Source organism: Tahibacter soli (assembly GCF_025717065.2).
GTDB classification, from domain to species: Bacteria; Pseudomonadota; Gammaproteobacteria; order Xanthomonadales; family Rhodanobacteraceae; genus Tahibacter; species Tahibacter soli.
The window spans coordinates 207,831-222,856 of record NZ_JAOVZO020000019.1 but is presented as its reverse complement, the minus strand read 5'-3'; the positions used below and the strand labels follow the sequence as shown (position 1 = coordinate 222,856).

12 protein-coding genes are annotated in these 15,026 nt (G+C 71.2%); 7 read left to right on the top strand and 5 right to left on the bottom strand.

What is annotated here, in order from left to right; translation table 11 throughout:
- The first annotated feature begins 115 nt into the window (after positions 1-115).
- The 3 genes from OD750_RS20115 to OD750_RS20105 are packed head-to-tail and all read left to right on the top strand — an operon-like array spanning position 116 to position 5,650.
- Complete coding sequence (locus OD750_RS20115) at positions 116-3,136, top strand: choice-of-anchor J domain-containing protein (protein WP_263540902.1); 3,021 nt, start codon at positions 116-118, stop codon at positions 3,134-3,136.
- Between the two features lies 1 nt (position 3,137).
- The gene (locus OD750_RS20110; RefSeq protein ID WP_263540903.1) at positions 3,138-4,622 is read left to right on the top strand and encodes a hypothetical protein; all 1,485 of its coding nucleotides are present in this window, start codon (positions 3,138-3,140) and stop codon (positions 4,620-4,622) included.
- Complete coding sequence (locus OD750_RS20105; RefSeq protein WP_263540904.1) at positions 4,619-5,650, top strand: hypothetical protein; 1,032 nt, start codon at positions 4,619-4,621, stop codon at positions 5,648-5,650. The genes OD750_RS20110 and OD750_RS20105 overlap by 4 nt, the downstream gene beginning before the upstream one ends.
- Before the next feature lie 39 nt (positions 5,651-5,689).
- Here the strand turns inward: OD750_RS20105 and OD750_RS20100 are convergent, their stop codons facing one another.
- Together OD750_RS20100 and OD750_RS20095 are read right to left on the bottom strand one after the other, a co-directional pair.
- A complete protein-coding gene (locus OD750_RS20100) occupies positions 5,690-5,905 on the bottom strand; it encodes a hypothetical protein (RefSeq protein WP_263540905.1) in 216 nt (71 codons plus the stop codon).
- Between the two features lie 339 nt (positions 5,906-6,244).
- A complete protein-coding gene (locus OD750_RS20095) occupies positions 6,245-8,950 on the bottom strand; it encodes a fibronectin type III domain-containing protein (protein WP_263540906.1) in 2,706 nt (901 codons plus the stop codon).
- A gap of 126 nt (positions 8,951-9,076) precedes the next feature.
- Between OD750_RS20095 and OD750_RS20090 the strand changes: the two genes are divergently transcribed.
- Entirely contained in the window at positions 9,077-9,304 is a 228-nt protein-coding gene (locus tag OD750_RS20090; RefSeq protein WP_263540907.1) for a type II toxin-antitoxin system HicB family antitoxin, read from the top strand.
- A gap of 68 nt (positions 9,305-9,372) precedes the next feature.
- Complete coding sequence (locus OD750_RS20085) at positions 9,373-10,524, top strand: IS30 family transposase (protein ID WP_263540908.1); 1,152 nt, start codon at positions 9,373-9,375, stop codon at positions 10,522-10,524.
- Here OD750_RS20085 and OD750_RS20080 read toward each other — a convergent pair.
- On the bottom strand, positions 10,499-10,963 hold the full coding sequence (locus OD750_RS20080) for a VOC family protein (RefSeq protein ID WP_263540909.1): 465 nt from the start codon (positions 10,961-10,963) through the stop codon (positions 10,499-10,501). The genes OD750_RS20085 and OD750_RS20080 overlap by 26 nt on opposite strands.
- Positions 10,964-11,153: 190 nt before the next feature.
- Here OD750_RS20080 and OD750_RS20075 point away from each other — a divergent pair, with 190 nt between their 5' ends.
- Together OD750_RS20075 and lepB are read left to right on the top strand one after the other, a co-directional pair.
- Complete coding sequence (locus OD750_RS20075) at positions 11,154-11,954, top strand: aminoglycoside phosphotransferase family protein (protein WP_263540910.1); 801 nt, start codon at positions 11,154-11,156, stop codon at positions 11,952-11,954.
- Positions 11,955-12,046: 92 nt separating this feature from the next.
- Positions 12,047-12,919 carry a signal peptidase I gene (gene lepB, locus OD750_RS20070; RefSeq protein WP_263540911.1) on the top strand — a complete coding sequence of 291 codons (873 nt, stop codon included), beginning with the start codon at positions 12,047-12,049 and terminating at the stop codon, positions 12,917-12,919.
- On the opposite strand, the gene OD750_RS20065 is transcribed toward lepB, so the two are convergent.
- Together OD750_RS20065 and OD750_RS20060 are read right to left on the bottom strand one after the other, a co-directional pair.
- Complete coding sequence (locus tag OD750_RS20065; RefSeq protein ID WP_263540912.1) at positions 12,906-13,853, bottom strand: NAD-dependent epimerase/dehydratase family protein; 948 nt, start codon at positions 13,851-13,853, stop codon at positions 12,906-12,908. The genes lepB and OD750_RS20065 overlap by 14 nt on opposite strands.
- Entirely contained in the window at positions 13,850-14,998 is a 1,149-nt protein-coding gene (locus OD750_RS20060) for a glycosyltransferase family 4 protein (RefSeq protein WP_263540913.1), read from the bottom strand. The genes OD750_RS20065 and OD750_RS20060 overlap by 4 nt, the downstream gene beginning before the upstream one ends.
- Between the last annotated feature and the right edge of the window lie 28 nt (positions 14,999-15,026).

Here is a 15,026-nt window from a genome sequence, read left to right as displayed (position 1 = left end):
CCGTGCGACCCGCATGCTGCCCGCGTGCGGATGCGCCATGCCGCTTGCGCGACGGTCGGCACACAGCAACAGGCCGCACGCGACGTGCGCAGCGGCCGACATCACGGGGATACGCATGAACCAAAGACTGATACTCGGGGCCGCGCTCGCCGGTCTCGCGGCATTCGCCGCGCCGCCCGACGCGATCGCCGCGGCGGCGACGCCGGGCCGCGCGGCGGCGACCGCCGCGCATCGCGATGCCGATCCGCGCGCCGCGACCGCGGCCGACGCCGCCTACGCGCCGGGCACGCGCTTGGTGCGCGCGCCGGTCGCCAATCCGCGCGGCACGCCGCGACCGCTCGCGGTCGGCGAGGGCTTCGAGCGCATGGAGTCGGTGCTCGAAACCGGCAGCGCGCTCGGCGGCGGCATCTACGCGAACGGCTGGATTCGCCGCAACAACAGCGACGCGCCGAATCTCGCCTGGTACAAGGGCGTTCCTTCGGCGTTCGCGGCCTACGACGGCGCGCCGGATTCGTATCTCGCGCAGAACTGGTTCGCAACGCGCCTGGACACCGGCACCGCGAGCGTCTGGGCGCTGACGCCGCCGGTCAATTTCGGCGCCGGCGCGAGCGTGTCGTTCTGGACGCGCACGGTCGAGAACGCGCCGCGGCCGGACCGCCTGCAGGTGCGCGTCTGCGCGACCGGTGCGTGCACCGACGTCGGCACGATGCCCGAAGACGTCGGCGAGTTCGCCACGCTCGTCGCCGACATCAACGCGACCGAGACCGTCGGCGGCTATCCGGAAACGTGGACGCGCTACGTGCTGACGAGCGCCGACGGCCTGCCGGCGTCGGGCGCGGGCCGCATCGCGTTCCGCTACTACTTCCACCAGGACGCCGGCGCACTCGCCGGCAGCTACGTCGGCATCGACCGCGTCGAGATCGACGAGGGCGACGCCGCGCCGAACGGCATCGATCTCGCCGTGACCGTGGCACCGGCCGATCCGGCGGCGCCCGACGCCTGCGGCACGGCGACGTCGATCGACGTCGCCGTCGGCGACCAGGTCAACGTCTGCTATCGCATGACCAATACGAGCGCGGCGCCGCTCGCGTGGCATTCGCTGCGCGACGATCTGACCGGCCCCGTGTTCTCGAACCGCGAACGCGCCGTCGCGCCCGGCGCGACGTGGCAGTTCAATCGCGTCGTCACGGTCGGCGCGTCGCAGTCGCCGTCGTTCAGCTGGATCGCGCAGCGCGAACGTTCGGGCTACACGCCGGACGACACGCAGCCGGCGCAATACGTCGACACGACCGGCGGCCAGGAGCTCGACGCGCAGACGGTCTACGGCGGCATGACGCTGCCGTTTCCGGCCGATTTCCGATTTCGCCTGTACGGCGAGCGCATCGACGAGCTGTGCGTGATGGGCTATGCGGTGGTGTTGAACAAGCACTTTCCGTCCTGCCCGACGTATACGCCGGGCCTGCCGCCGCTGCCCGACGGCAACCTGACCGGCGTGTTCGGTTCGGCCATGGTGCTGTTCCAGACGCTGATGCAGCCGGGCGGTCGCTACTTCACGAAGACGCTCGGCGTCGCGCCGCTGCGCCGCTACGTGATCGAGTACAACGACAACCCGGTCGCGTTCGGCTCGACCGATCCGGGCCGCGGTCTCACCGCGCAGATCGTGCTGAACGAGACGACGAACGTCATCGAGTTCCAGTACGGCAACCTCCTGTTCGGCGGCCATCCGGCCCTCGCCTACGGCGGTCGCGCGAGCATCGGCCTGCAGGCGCAGCAGATCGGCCAGCAGTATTCGTACATGACGCAGAGCCTGCGCACGGTCAATCGCATCGCGTGGCGTCCGTCCGATCCGGTCGCCTATTCCAGAACGAAACAAATCCACATCGCCGCGCACGCGCCGGTGTTGCATGTCGATGCGACGTCGATCGTCGCCGGCGCACCGTCGCACGGCACGGCGAGCGCGACGCTCGGACTCGCCAACGACGGCGACGGCCGGCTCGACTGGACGACCGGCGTCGACACGAGCGCGACGAGCCACTTTCCGGCGTCGCCGCGCACGCTCGTGCGGCGTACCGACGCCGCGGCGTTCGATCCGCTCGCGCACCGCGCGCCGGTGCAGGCCGGCGGCGCGCGCACCGCGCAGGCTCCCGCCGGTGGTACGACATGGCCGCTGTGGGCGTTCGATATCGGCAACGGCTATCTGCTGCAGACGAACCGCGAAACGCCGGGCTACGATCTCGCGAACGGCGCGATCAAGGGCTACCCGCGCGGGCGCACGATCACCGGCGCCGAGTTCGTCGACGACGACTTCGACCGTCTCTACGCGTACGACACCGCGAGCCATGCGCTGCTGCGCTACGACCCCATCACGTCGACGCCGAACGTCTACGCCGGCGAAACCGTCGTCGGCCTCGCGCAACTGCCGACCGGCGAATTCGGGCACGGCCTGAAGCAGGACCCGACGACCGGCACGGTGTACCTCGTCACGACGACCGGGCAGGCCAGCCGTCTGTGGACGATCGACCTGGCGACCGTCACCGTGCGCGAAGTCGGCGAGATCGTCGGCATGCCCGGTGTGCTCGCGATCGCGTTCGACGCGGACGGCCGGCTGTACGGCGTCGACGGCATCTACGATGCGCTGATCGCGATCGACAAGACGACCGGCGCCGCGCAGGCGATCGGCGAACTCGGCGTCGCGACCGGCGGCAACGTGTCGGCGCTCGCGTTCGACCCGGCCGACGGCGCGCTGTACTTCGCGGGCTACGACGCCGGCGGCGCGAACCTGTACCGGGTCGACGCGGCGACCGGCTCGGCGACGTACGTCGCGATGCTCGCCGGCCCCGAGGGCGGTCCGATGCAGCTCGGCGCGATGGCGTTCGCGCATCGCGCGAGCCGCTGCACGCGGCCGGCCGACGTGCCGTGGCTCGTGCCCGCGCTCGCCGGCGGCAGCATCGCGCCGGGCGCGGCGTCCGCACCGCTCGCGCTCGGCTTCGACGGCGCGTCGCTCGCCGACGGCATCTACACGGCGAACCTGTGCATCCACAGCAACGATCCGCTGCGGCGCCGCACCGCGCTGCCGGTGACGTTCACGGTCGGCCGCGGCGACGCGATCTTCGCCGACGGCTTCGAAGGAAATTGAGATGACGAAGAATATTCAGCGACTCGCGCTCGCCGTCGCCGCGGCCTGCGTCAGCCTCTGCGCGCCCGCACAGAGCCTCGACACGACGTTCATCGCGGGCCAGGACGCGATCTATCCCGGCCCCGATCCCTCGGCCGGCTCGTGGGACCGCGTCCGCGCGATCGCGCTGCAGCCGGACGGCCGCATCGTCGTCGGCGGCTCGTTCACGTACATCGGCATGATCGAGATGACCGGCATCGCGCGCCTCGCGCCCGACGGCGCGATCGATACGGGCTTCACGGCCCCGCCGGTCAGAGCCGACACGATCGCGGTGCTGCCCGACGGCAAGCTGCTGATCGCCGGCCGCTTCGCGGACGTCGGCGGCACGCCGCGGCCCGGCATCGCGCGGCTCAATGCCGACGGCACGCTCGACACGGCGTTCGCGCCGGGCGACTGGTCGAACGGCGGCCGCGCGCCGAACGTGGCGGCGTTCGCGGTACAGCCGGACGGCCGCATCGTCGCCGCCGGCAACGCGTACGACGCGGCCGATCTGAGCGTGATTTCGGTGTTTCGCCTGAACGCCGACGGCACGAACGACACGACGTTCGCGCGGCCGGCGATCGAGACGTACTACGGCGGCGTCAGCGGATTCGCGCTCGACGCGGACGGCAAGGTGCTGCTCGGCGGGCGCTTCACGTCGGTGAACGGACAGGCGCGCGACAACATCGCTCGCCTCAATGCCGACGGCTCGGTGGACACGGCGTTCAACCCCGGCGCCGACGGCGACGTGATGTCGCTCGTGCCGCTGCCCGACGGGCGCATCCTCGCGGCCGGCCACTTCACGACGCTTGCCGGCAGCACGAATGGCAACGTCGTGCGCATCGCTGCCGACGGGCAGCTCGACGCGACGTTCTCGGCCGGTCCTTTCGACGGCGGCGTGACGAGCGTCGCGCCGGCCGTCGACGGGTCGCTGCTCGTCGCCGGCACGTTCTGGACCGTCGGCGACACGTCGCGCCCGTTCGTCGCGCGCCTTGGCGCCGACGGCGCGCTCGACGCGTCGTACGCGGTCGCGACCGGCGACTGGACGATGTCGCTCGCGCGCCAGATCGACGGCAAGGCGTTCGTCGCGGGCGGCTTCGTCACGGTCGACGGCGTCGCGCGCAACCACATCGCGCGGCTCGCCGCGAACGGCGACGCGACCGGCACGCTCGCGGCGCCCGGCGACGTGCGCTGGACGTTCGGCGACGCGGCACCGGCGTTCTCGCGCGCGACGCTCGAAACGTCCGACGACGGCACGACGTGGTCGGCGCCGGTCGCGGGCACGCCGCTCGCGCGCGGCTGGTCGTTCGCGGCGTCGCTGCCGGTCGACCGCGACGTGTGGGTGCGCGCGCGCGGCGTCGCGTCGGGCAGCTTCTCGAACGCGACGTATTCGCTGATCGAACAGAAGCGGCAGTTGCGCGGCAGCGACACGATCTTCGCGCACGGCTTCGAGGCGGCGGCACGTTGAAAACGGCGACGGGCGTTCTGTACTGCACGCTCGCCGCGGCGCTGCCGGGCGCGACGCACGCCGCGGCGTTCACGCCGCTGGGCCTGCCCGGCAGCCGCCTCGCGGCGTTGTCGGCCGACGGCTGCGTCGCGGCCGGCAACGTCGCCGACGGCGGGGGCTTTCGCTGGTCGGTCGGCGGCGCCGTCGTGCGGCTCGATGCCGCGATCAGCGTGCGCGCGCTGTCGGCCAGCGGTCGCTATGCGGCCGGTTCGAGCCTCGACGCCGAACGCCGCGAAGTGGCGAGCTGGTGGGACGCGGACGGCCGCGTGCACCGCCTCGGCGGTGCGGCGGGCGTCGATGCGATCAGCGTCGTGTCGCAGGCGTTCGGCGTCACCGACGAGCCGCGCGTCGTCGGCGGCGTCGGCGACGCGGCGTCGGCGTTCGTGTGGACGCCGCGCACGGGCCTTGCGGTATTGCCCGCGCCGCAGGCCGGTGCGGCGCGCGCGCACGGCGTCAGCGACGACGGCGCGATCGTGTACGGCTGGAGCGAAACGCCGACCGGCGAGCGGCGCGGCACGGTGTGGTCGCGCGGCGTGCCGCGCGCACTGGCCGACGGCGGCGGTCGCGAGGTGCGCGAAGTGATCGCCGCGAATCGCACCGGGAGCGTGCTCGTCGGCGTGCTCGGCGCGGACGCGGCGTACCGCTGGAGCGAAGCGACCGGCATCGTGCCGCTGCCGGCCGCCGACGCGCCGCAATGGTTCGGCGCGAGCGACGACGGCCGCGTGCTCGTCGGCAGCGCGGGCCGCGGCGACGCACGTCGCGCGACGGTGTGGACACAGGAAAGCGGTGCGCAGCCGCTCGCCGCCTGGCTCGCCGCGCGCGGCGCCGCGCTGCCGCGCGACTGGCGCGCGCACGCGGTCACGGCCGTCAGCGGCGACGGCACGCGCGTCGGCGGCTGGGGTACGCACGAGGGGCGTTTCGATTCGTTCGTGCTCGACACGGCCGCGTCGCCGCGCGTATGCGGCGGCACCACCGCGGCGGCGCCGTAGCGCCGCCGCGGTCCTCGTCGTTCCCGTCCGTCTTGGTCGCTACGACGTGCGATACAGCCGCATGCCGCTGCACGTCGCGATGAAGTCGCGCGGGCCGACGCAGTTGACGAGCTCTCCTGTCACGAGCCGGAACAGTTCCATCCTGCGCGGCCGTCCGGGCCGCCCCCGACTCGCGGGAACCAGCATCGCCTTCTCGACGATATGCCGTTCCCCGTTTTCATCGACCACCTCGATGACTTCCTTTTTCGACTCCATGGCGTAGCTCCCCCTTAGGTCCCAGCCATTGAAGAAACGAACCGACCCCGGTTCGCGTCGAACGCCGATGCTCCGTTTGTCTGCGTGAGGATGTGCGCGAAGCTCCTTGCCGAGATGTCGCATCCGGCGACATCGAAACAGGAAACGAACGCGCGTGTGAAAGCGTACGTCGGTTCGTGTAGAAACCGCCAGCGTTCGTTCAATTCGCGGAAAGCGCAAACTGGCGCGGCATTCGTACGATTTTTGGATCGAGTTTGCCGCGCTCGAAGCGGTCGCCGACGCGACCCGCGCGGTGCGGCCGGCGCGCGGAGGGCGCCGGCCGCGGTCTTCACGCGATCCTCACGGGCTTTCGAAGCCGCTCGCGAAGATACCCACGGCGTCGGGGCCGTCGGTGGCGCCGTCGTTCGCGCCCGCCGGATCGGCGACGTCGTTCGGCACGGTGATCGCGGCGCTGCTCGTGACCGGCGCTTCCGGCAAGGCGGCGACGGTCGCGTCGACGAGGAAGCCGACGCTGCCGTTCGCTGCGAGATCCACGGTTGCATCGATGTCGCCGCTGCCGTTCGCCGGGCACGTCGAGCCGCCCTGGCCGGCGCAGATCCATGTCGCGTTCGCAAGCGCCGGATCGAGCGTCGCGCGCACGCGCACGCCGGACACGGCGCGCGAGGCGCCGTTGCGCACTTCGACCAGATAGCTCGTCTCGCCGCCGCCCGGAATGAAGCGCACGCCGTTGTCGATCGTCACGGCGACGTCGGCGACGAAGCGCGGCACGACCGTCATGCCGTCCGACGACGCGCCGAACCCGACATCGTTCCGCGCCGTGACGCTGCACGTGTAGGTCTGTCCGTTCGCAAGGCCCGGCACGGTCAGCGGCGACACGGCGCCCGTGGCCGTGTGCGTGCCCGGCGTGCACGTCGCGCGATAGCCGTCGATGGCGAGGCCGCCGGTGTCGGCCGGCGCCGCGAACGCGAGCTGCGCAGACGCGTCGCCGGCCGTGACGGCCGTCAGCGTCGGCGCGGCGGGCGTCGTCGCCGGCGTCACGGGATTCGACGGCGCCGATGCGGCGCTGTCGCCGACGCCGTTGCGCGCCTTCACGACGCAGGTGACCGCGACGCCGTTCGCGAGGTTCGAAACGGGCAGCGTGAGATTGCCGCCCCACACGGTCTGGCCGCCGCACGTGAGCAGATACCCCTGCACCGGATCGCCGCCGTCGCTCGCGGGTGCCGTGAACGTGACGGTGACCTTGCCGTCGCCGCGCACGGCGTTCGTGATCGTCGGGGCGTCGGGCACGGTGGCCGGCGTCACCGCGTTTGCGGACAGATGCGCACCGGCACCGACGTCGTTCGTGCCCCAGACCTCGCACGTCACGCTCGTGCCGTTCGCAAGGCCCGTCACGACGAGCGGCGACGCCGGGCCGCTCGCGGTCTGCGTGCCGCATCGCGCGGTGTAGGTGACCGGCAGACCGCCGGTATCGCCCGGTTCGAACGCGAGGCCGACCTCGCCGTTGCCGCGCGTCGCGACGGCGCCGAGCGGCGCGGCCGGCAGCCCGGCCGGCGTGACCGGCGCCGAATCGGCCGACCACGGCCCGTCGCCGACGCCGTTGCGCGCGCGCATGCGGCACGTCACGGGAACGCCGTTCGGCAGCCCCGTCACCGGCAGCGGATTGTTGCCGCCGAAGACGTTCATGGTTCCACAATTGATGATGTAGCCTTGTATTGGACTGCCGTTGTTCGCCGGCGCGGCATAGGCGACCGTGACGCGGCCGTCGCCGCGCACGACGCTCGTGATCGTCGGCGCGTCGGGAACGGAAACGGGCGTGACGGCGTTCGACGGATCGGACGGCACGCTGTCGCCCGCGGTGTTCGTCGCGACGACGGTGCAGGTCACCGGCACGCCGCTCGCGAGGCCCGTCACTGCGAGCGGCGAAACGGAGCCGGTCGCGTGCTGCGCGCCGCAGGTCGCGGTATAGCGCGTGATCGGCGCGCCGCCGGTGTTCGCGGGCGAGTCGAACGCGACGCTGGCCGAACCTGCGCCCGCCGTCGCGACGACGTTCGTCGGCGGGTCGGGCAGATCGGCCGGCGGCGGGCCTTTCGCGACGAAGCGGCCGTACGACTTCGGCGTCGCGCCGACCGGAATCGTCGCGACGATCGTATTCGTCGCGGTGTCGATCACCGACACGCGACCGCCGCTCTCGTGCGCGACGTACAGGCGGCTGCCGTCGGCGTTGCGGTCGATGCCCGACGGGCCGCCGCCATTGAGGTTGACGGTCGTCACGGCGTGCGTCTGCAGGTCGTACATGCTGAGCGTGCCGTCCGAGATGTTCGTCGCGTACGCGCGCGTGCCGGCCGGATTGAACGCGAGGCTGACCGGACCGTTGCCTGTATCGAAGCCTTCTTCCCACTGGTTGTTCACAAGCTTGATGCCGCGGATCCGCTTGTCGCCGTTCGCGACGACCCACGCGTACGTGCCGGCGGGGTCGATCTGCACGTCGGTCGAGTTGAAGCCGATCGACACCGACGCAAGCTGCGTGCGCGCCTGCGCGTCGATGATGCGCATCGTCGAGCCGCTGTTGCTGACGACGTAGGCGCGCGTGCCGGCGGCGTTGAACGTGATGCCGAGCGGGCGCGACTGGCCGGCGATCTGGCCGGTGACGGTGTTGGTGGCGATGTCGACGACGACGATCTTCGCGCCGTTGAAGCAGCTGACCCACATCTCGGTGCCGTTCGGCGCGGGTTCGACGAACGACGGATTCGTGCAGACGTCCGCGATCGTCGTGGCGCCGGCGTTCGTCTTCGCGTCGATCACGGTCAGGCTGTTGCCGTTGAAATTCGCGACGTAGACGAACGCGTTGTTCTTCGTGATGCCGACGCCGTACGGGTTGTCGCCGACCGGCACCGTCGCGACGACGGTGTTGTCGGCGATGTCGATGACCGAGAGAGTGTCGGAACCGGCGTTGGCGATGTACGCGAACGGCGCGGCGGACGCGGGAGCGCCGCAAAGCGCCGCGAAGAACATCGCGGCGCGGCGCAGTGTGACTGACAATGACATGACGAAAGACCCCTGGTTTTGCGAAAACCCCGGCAGCGGGGTTCCTGCGGGGCTTTACGTTTTTTAGCGGGGGTGGTTGTCATCGGGTGCCGCGGCGTAACATCGCGACGTACAGTCGAGGTGCCTATGAGCGAGATCGTTTTTCTGGTTGAGGAAGCGCCCGAGGGGGGCTACAGCGCGCGCGCGCTCGGCGAATCGATCTTCACGCAGGCCGAATCGCTGGAAGAACTGCGCGAGAACGTGCGCGATGCGGTGCGGTGTCATTTTGACGAAGGGCGTGTCGCTGCTTCCCAGCTCGTCATTCCGGCGGAGGCCGGAATCCAGCTTTTCGATATCCGCGAACACTCGACGTAAAAGCTGGATCCCGGTGGTCTCAACCGGTCGATGCAACATAGGCATGTTGTTTCGATCGGAGAGAAGGCATGGAGAGGTCGCGGTCACGCACCTTGAGTCAAGCGGAGCGACAGGAGGTTTGGCGCCGATTTCGCGCCGGTGAGTCGTTGCGGCAGATTGCCCGAGGACTGTCGCGCAACGCCTCGTCGGTGACGGATCTGGTCAAAGCACGCGGTGGCGTGGCGCCGATGGCGTCGCGCCGCTCGGCCCGTACGCTGACATTGCATGATCGCGAACACATTTCGCGAGGGCTTGTTGCCGGTGACTCATTCCGACAGATCGCGTGCGAGTTGGGCCGGCCAACGAGCACGATCAGTCGCGAAGTGGGTCGTCACGGCGGACGCCAGGGTTATCGCGCGGTGCTGGCCGACGAGCGAGCGTGGCAGCGGGCTCGTCGTCCGAAGGTGTGCCGTCTGGCGCGCTCACATCGACTACGGCATCAGGTTGCCTCAAAGCTGCGACAGGATTGGTCGCCGAACCAGATTGCCCAATGGCTTAAGCTTGAGCATCCGCATGAGCCGGAGCAGCGTGTGTCGCACGAGACGATCTACCGATCCTTGTTCATTCAGGCGCGGGGCGCGCTGAAAAAGGAGTTGATGACGCATCTGCGATCACAGCGACAACTGCGCCGCTCACGCAACGCCGAGCGTGTGCCGCAAGGTCGAGGACAGATTCCCGATGCGGTTTCGATCAGCGAGCGTCCCGCACAGATCGAAGATCGGGCAGTACCAGGACACTGGGAAGGCGATTTGATCTGCGGGGCGAACAACAGCTATGTCGGTACCCTGGTGGAGCGCCACTCTCGTTTTGTGATGCTGGTCAAGCTGGCCGGCAAGGACACGCAGACCGTGGTGCGTGCCCTTGCTCGTCGCATGAAGCGCTTGCCGGCAACCCTCAGAGGTTCGCTGACTTGGGACCGTGGTGCGGAAATGACCGCCCATGCCCGCTTCACTCTCGCCACCGACATGGCGGTATACTTTTGCGATCCCCGCAGTCCGTGGCAACGCGGATCCAACGAAAACACCAATGGGCTATTGCGCCAATACTTGCCGCGCAAGGCCGATTTATCGCTCTTTACACAGACTCAACTCGACGCGATTTCGCGACGACTGAACCAACGTCCACGAGAGACGCTGGCATTCAGAACGCCTGCTTTTAAACTCGCACAGGCGTTGCAATGACCGGTTGAGACCACCCCCGGCCTCCGCCGGGATGACGAGCAGGGGAGGCTCGACACTCACTCCCCCGCGTCAAAATCTCGATCGCATGCCCGTCCGGATCGAGAAACATCCCGCCGTAGTAGTCCTCGCCGAACTCCGGCCGGTGTGCCGGCGGTCGCGGCGGGTTCGGCGCGTGTCCGCCGAGTTCGAGCGCCGCGGCATGAAAGCGGTTCGCCGTCGCGCGGTCGGCGACGCGAAACGCCAGATGCATGCGTGCGCCGGTGACGGCCTGGTCCGCCGCGGCCGGATAGACGAAGAACGTCCATTCGTCGCCGGGTCCGAACGCGGCCTCTTTTTCGTCGAGCTTGTGGCGGCGATAGCCGATCGTCGCGAACAGGTCGGTGTAGAAATTCACGGCGCGCGGGAAGTCGTGCGAGCCGAGCGATACGTGGTCGAGCATGGTGCGATCCTGGTTCGGGCGCCGTCGCGCCGGGAGCGAAAGTCTAGGCGCGGCGGCGCGTCGCACCGCGGCGATTTGCGCGCGCATGCGCCGCTTCGCCGCAAATTAGACCGGCGCGATGCGCGCAAACGCCGCGTGGAACTCGACGCGTCGAGGTCGGTCGGTAGAGGCCCGACGACCGGAGCGCCGCATGTTCGACCCGTACATCGCCAAGTGGAACCTCGTCGCCGACGGCGAGGCGATCGTCACGCCGTCCAGTTGCCTTCTGCCCGTGCGCTACGGCGGCGAGGCGGCGATGCTCAAGGTCGCGATCGACGACGAGGAAAAAATCGGCGGCGCGCTGATGGCGTGGTGGAACGGCGACGGCGCGGCGCACGTGTACGCATACGACGGCACGGCGCTCGTGATGGAGCGCGCGCGCGACGCCACGTCGCTGCTCGACATGGCGCGCGACGGCCGCGACGACGAAGCCAGCCGCATCGTCTGCGCGACGATCGCGCGCCTGCACGCGCATCGCGGTGCGCCGCCGCCGAACCTCGTCGCGCTCGCCGACTGGTTCGCCGCCTTGTGGCCGGCGGCCGCGGAACACGGCGGTCTCTATGCGCGCAGCGCGACGGTCGCGCGCGAGCTCCTGGCGCAGCCGCGTGAGACGGTCGCGCTGCACGGCGACGTTCACCACCGCAACGTGCTCGATTTCGGCGCGCGCGGCTGGCTCGCGATCGATCCGAAGCGCGTCGCCGGCGACCGCGGCTACGACTACGCCAACCTGATCTGCAATCCCGACCTCGAAACCGTCGTGCGGCCGGCGCGCTTCGCGCGGCAGATCGACGTCGTCGCCGAAGCCTCGGGTCTCGGCCGGCGCCGCCTCTTGCAATGGGTGCTCGCGTACGCGGGCCTGTCGGCGGCGTGGTTTCTTTCCGACGGCGACGAGGCCGGCGTGCGCTCGGACCTCGCGGTGGCCGCGCTCGCCGCGGCGGCGCTTGACGCCTGATCGGCCCCGCGCTTACGGTGGCGCGCAGTCACGCGGGGAGGCGAGGCGATGCGAATAGCGATAGCCGTTGTGCCGATGTGCGGCGTCGCGTCTTGACCGCTACGCCGCCGCCCGACGCCGGCGAACCGCACGACGCGCCGCGCGGCAACCGCCCGCGCGACGTGCGCGCCGCGCTCGCGCTGACGCCGCTGTTTCCGTTCGTCGCGCTCGCCTACGCGGGCGGGCTGTCGATCGCGCTGCTGCTGATCATGGTGTATCTGTTCGCCGCGATCGTGTTCGGGCAGACCGGCCTCGTGCACATCGTCGCCGGCGCGTGGATCGCCGCCGGCTGCTTCGCGATGCTCGCGTTCGCGCTCGCCGTGCTGCCGGCCTGGCTCGCGTCGGAACGCCGCGTGCGGTTTCGGCCGCGCTGGTACAACCATTGGATTTTCTATCTCGTTTTCGGCGTGCTGACGACCGGTCTGTACGCCGCGTCGGGCCAGTGGCGTGCGCAGCTGTTCGGCTTCACGCTGCATCGCGTCGCCGCGGCCGGCATGGCGCCGGCGCTCGCGCGCGGCGACGTCGCGGTCGTCGACACGCGCGAGGCGACGATCAAGGCGCTGCGCGCCGGCGATCTCGTCGCGTACGAATCGACGACGAAGCCCGGCACGCGGCTCGTGCGCCGCCTCGTCGGGCTGCCGGGCGAGCGCGTGCGGATCGACGCGCACGGCCTGCGCGTCGGCGACAAGCCCGTGCCGCCGCCGTCCGACGCTGCCGACATGCCGCTCGACGCGGTGAAATACGGCGACGTCGAACTCGCGTACGACCAGTACTACTTCGTCGGGGACGAGCGCGCGACGAGCTTCGACAGCCGCACCGAAGGGCCGATTCCCCGGCGCAATCTGATCGGCCGCGCGACGCTCGTGTGGCCGGCCGGCGCGCGCACGCAGATACGCCGCGTCGATACCAAGATTACGGCCCCTTGAGCACGCTCGCGACGGTGCGTGAGAGCGCCTCGTCGAGCGACACGCGTGCGACGAAGCCGGTGGCGAGCGCCGCGTCGACGTTCACCGTGGTTTCGGCGCGGAACTTGCGCACGCGCGCGCTGCCGAGCGCGAACGGCCGCCGCACGAGCGCCGCGAGCGCGTCGCACGCGTAGCCGCCAGCGAGCGCGAGCGCGTAAGGCACGTGCGCCGGCTCGCGGCCCGGCGCCGGCAGCAGCGCGCGGATTTTCGCGATCAGTTCGCGCGTCGACAGATCGGGCTTGTCGGCGTAGTTGTACACCTGTACACCGGCCGCGGCGTCGAGCCGCGCGGCGACGAAGTCGGCGAGGTTGCCGACGTAGGCGATCGACTTGCGGTTCGCGCCGTCGCCGACCATGACGAAGCGTTCGCGCGCGAGATGATCGATCAGGGCGCGCACGTTGCCGCCGCCGTGCTCGCCGAAGACGGCGCTCGGCCGCACGATCGTCAAGTCGCGATTCGCGCCGGCCGCGGCCCACGCGGCGTAGATCGACTCCGCGCGCGCCTTGGCGCGGCCGTAGTCGTCGAACGGCGCGAGCGGCGCGTCCTCGCGCGCGAGCGGCGCGTCGAGTCCGTACACGGCCACGGTGCTGACGAACGCGAGCCGTGCGACGCCGTTCGCCGCGGCGGCGCGCACGAGGTTCGTCGCGCCGCCGACGGTGACCGCGTCGTGGAGCGCCGCGCCGCGCGCGTCGGGCGGGGGCGCGGCGAGATTGATCGCACCGTCGGCGCCGGTCAGCGCGCGCGTCAGCGCATCGGCGTCGCGCACGTCGAGCGGCGCGGCTTCGCCGCGGCCGGCCGACGTCGCGTAGGCGCGCACGTCGTGGCCGTGCCGCGCGAGCGCGGCGACGAGCCGCGTGCCGATATGACCGCTGCCCCCGATAACGGCGATCTTCATGCGTCGAGTGTACGCGCCGACGCGTATTGGGCGACGAGCGCGCGCGTCTGCGCGGCCGGGTCGTGATGCCGCGCGAGATAGGCGCGGCCCGCGTCGGCGAGTCGCGTCGCGAGCGTCGCGTCGGCCGCAAGGTCGGCGATGGCCTGCGCGAACGCGGCCGGCGTGTCGGCGACGATCAGCTCGCGGCCCGATGCGACGTCGAGGCCCGCCGCCGCGACGCTCGTCGCGACGACCGGCAGTCCGCGCGCCCAGGCTTCGAGGATGCGCATCCGGATACCGGAGCCGATCAGGAGCGGCACCGCGGCGATCGCGCCGGCCGGAAACGCGTCGCGCGCGTCGTCGGGCGCGGCGCGCCAGTCGACGCCGGCGCGCGCGACGCGCTCGCCGCCGTAGACGTGCACGCGCGCGCCGGGACACGTGCGCGCGAACAGCGGCATCACCTCGTCGAGCAGCCAGCGCGTGCCCTGGCGGTTCGGCCACCAGCCCGCGCTGCCGGCCACGGCGACGGCCGGCGCACCGTTGACCGGCGCGCCGGCCGGCAGTTCGGCCGGGAAGGCCGGCGGCACCGCTGCGACGTCGCGGCCGCCGATCTCGCGCAGCGCCGCAGCGTCGCGCCGCGTCAACGTCACGACGTGCGCCGACGCGCTCGCGGCGGCCTCGTCGCGGCGCAGCCGCCGGGCCTCGAACGCGAGCCAGCGCCACAGCCGGCGGGCCTGCGCGGTCTGGCGCCATAGCGAAGATTCCACATTTTGCATACGCAGCAGCAGCGGCACGCGGCGCGCGAGCGCGGGGCCGGCGTTCGCGATCGCCTGCAACTGCTCGGCATGCACGACGTCGGGCCTGAACCGCGCGATCGCCGCGCCAACGGCGGCGGAAACGGCGTCGTGCGCGTGCCGCTCGACGGTCAGCGCGCGACCGCTCAGGAACGCGCCGAGCGCCGACGACAGCCAGCCGCGGCGCGCGACGCGGACGCGTTCGAGCAGCGCGAGCGGCGGCGCGTCGGGCGGCTCGTCGACATCGGCCGGTGCAACGAGCGCCACGTCGTGGCCGGCGGCGACGAGGCCGTCGACGGTCGTGGCGAGCACGAGGCGACCGCCGTCGCGCGGCGGCCACGGCGGCTTCGTGGCGACGATGAGAATTCTCATTGCGCGAGTGTACGCGGCCGTCGACAAT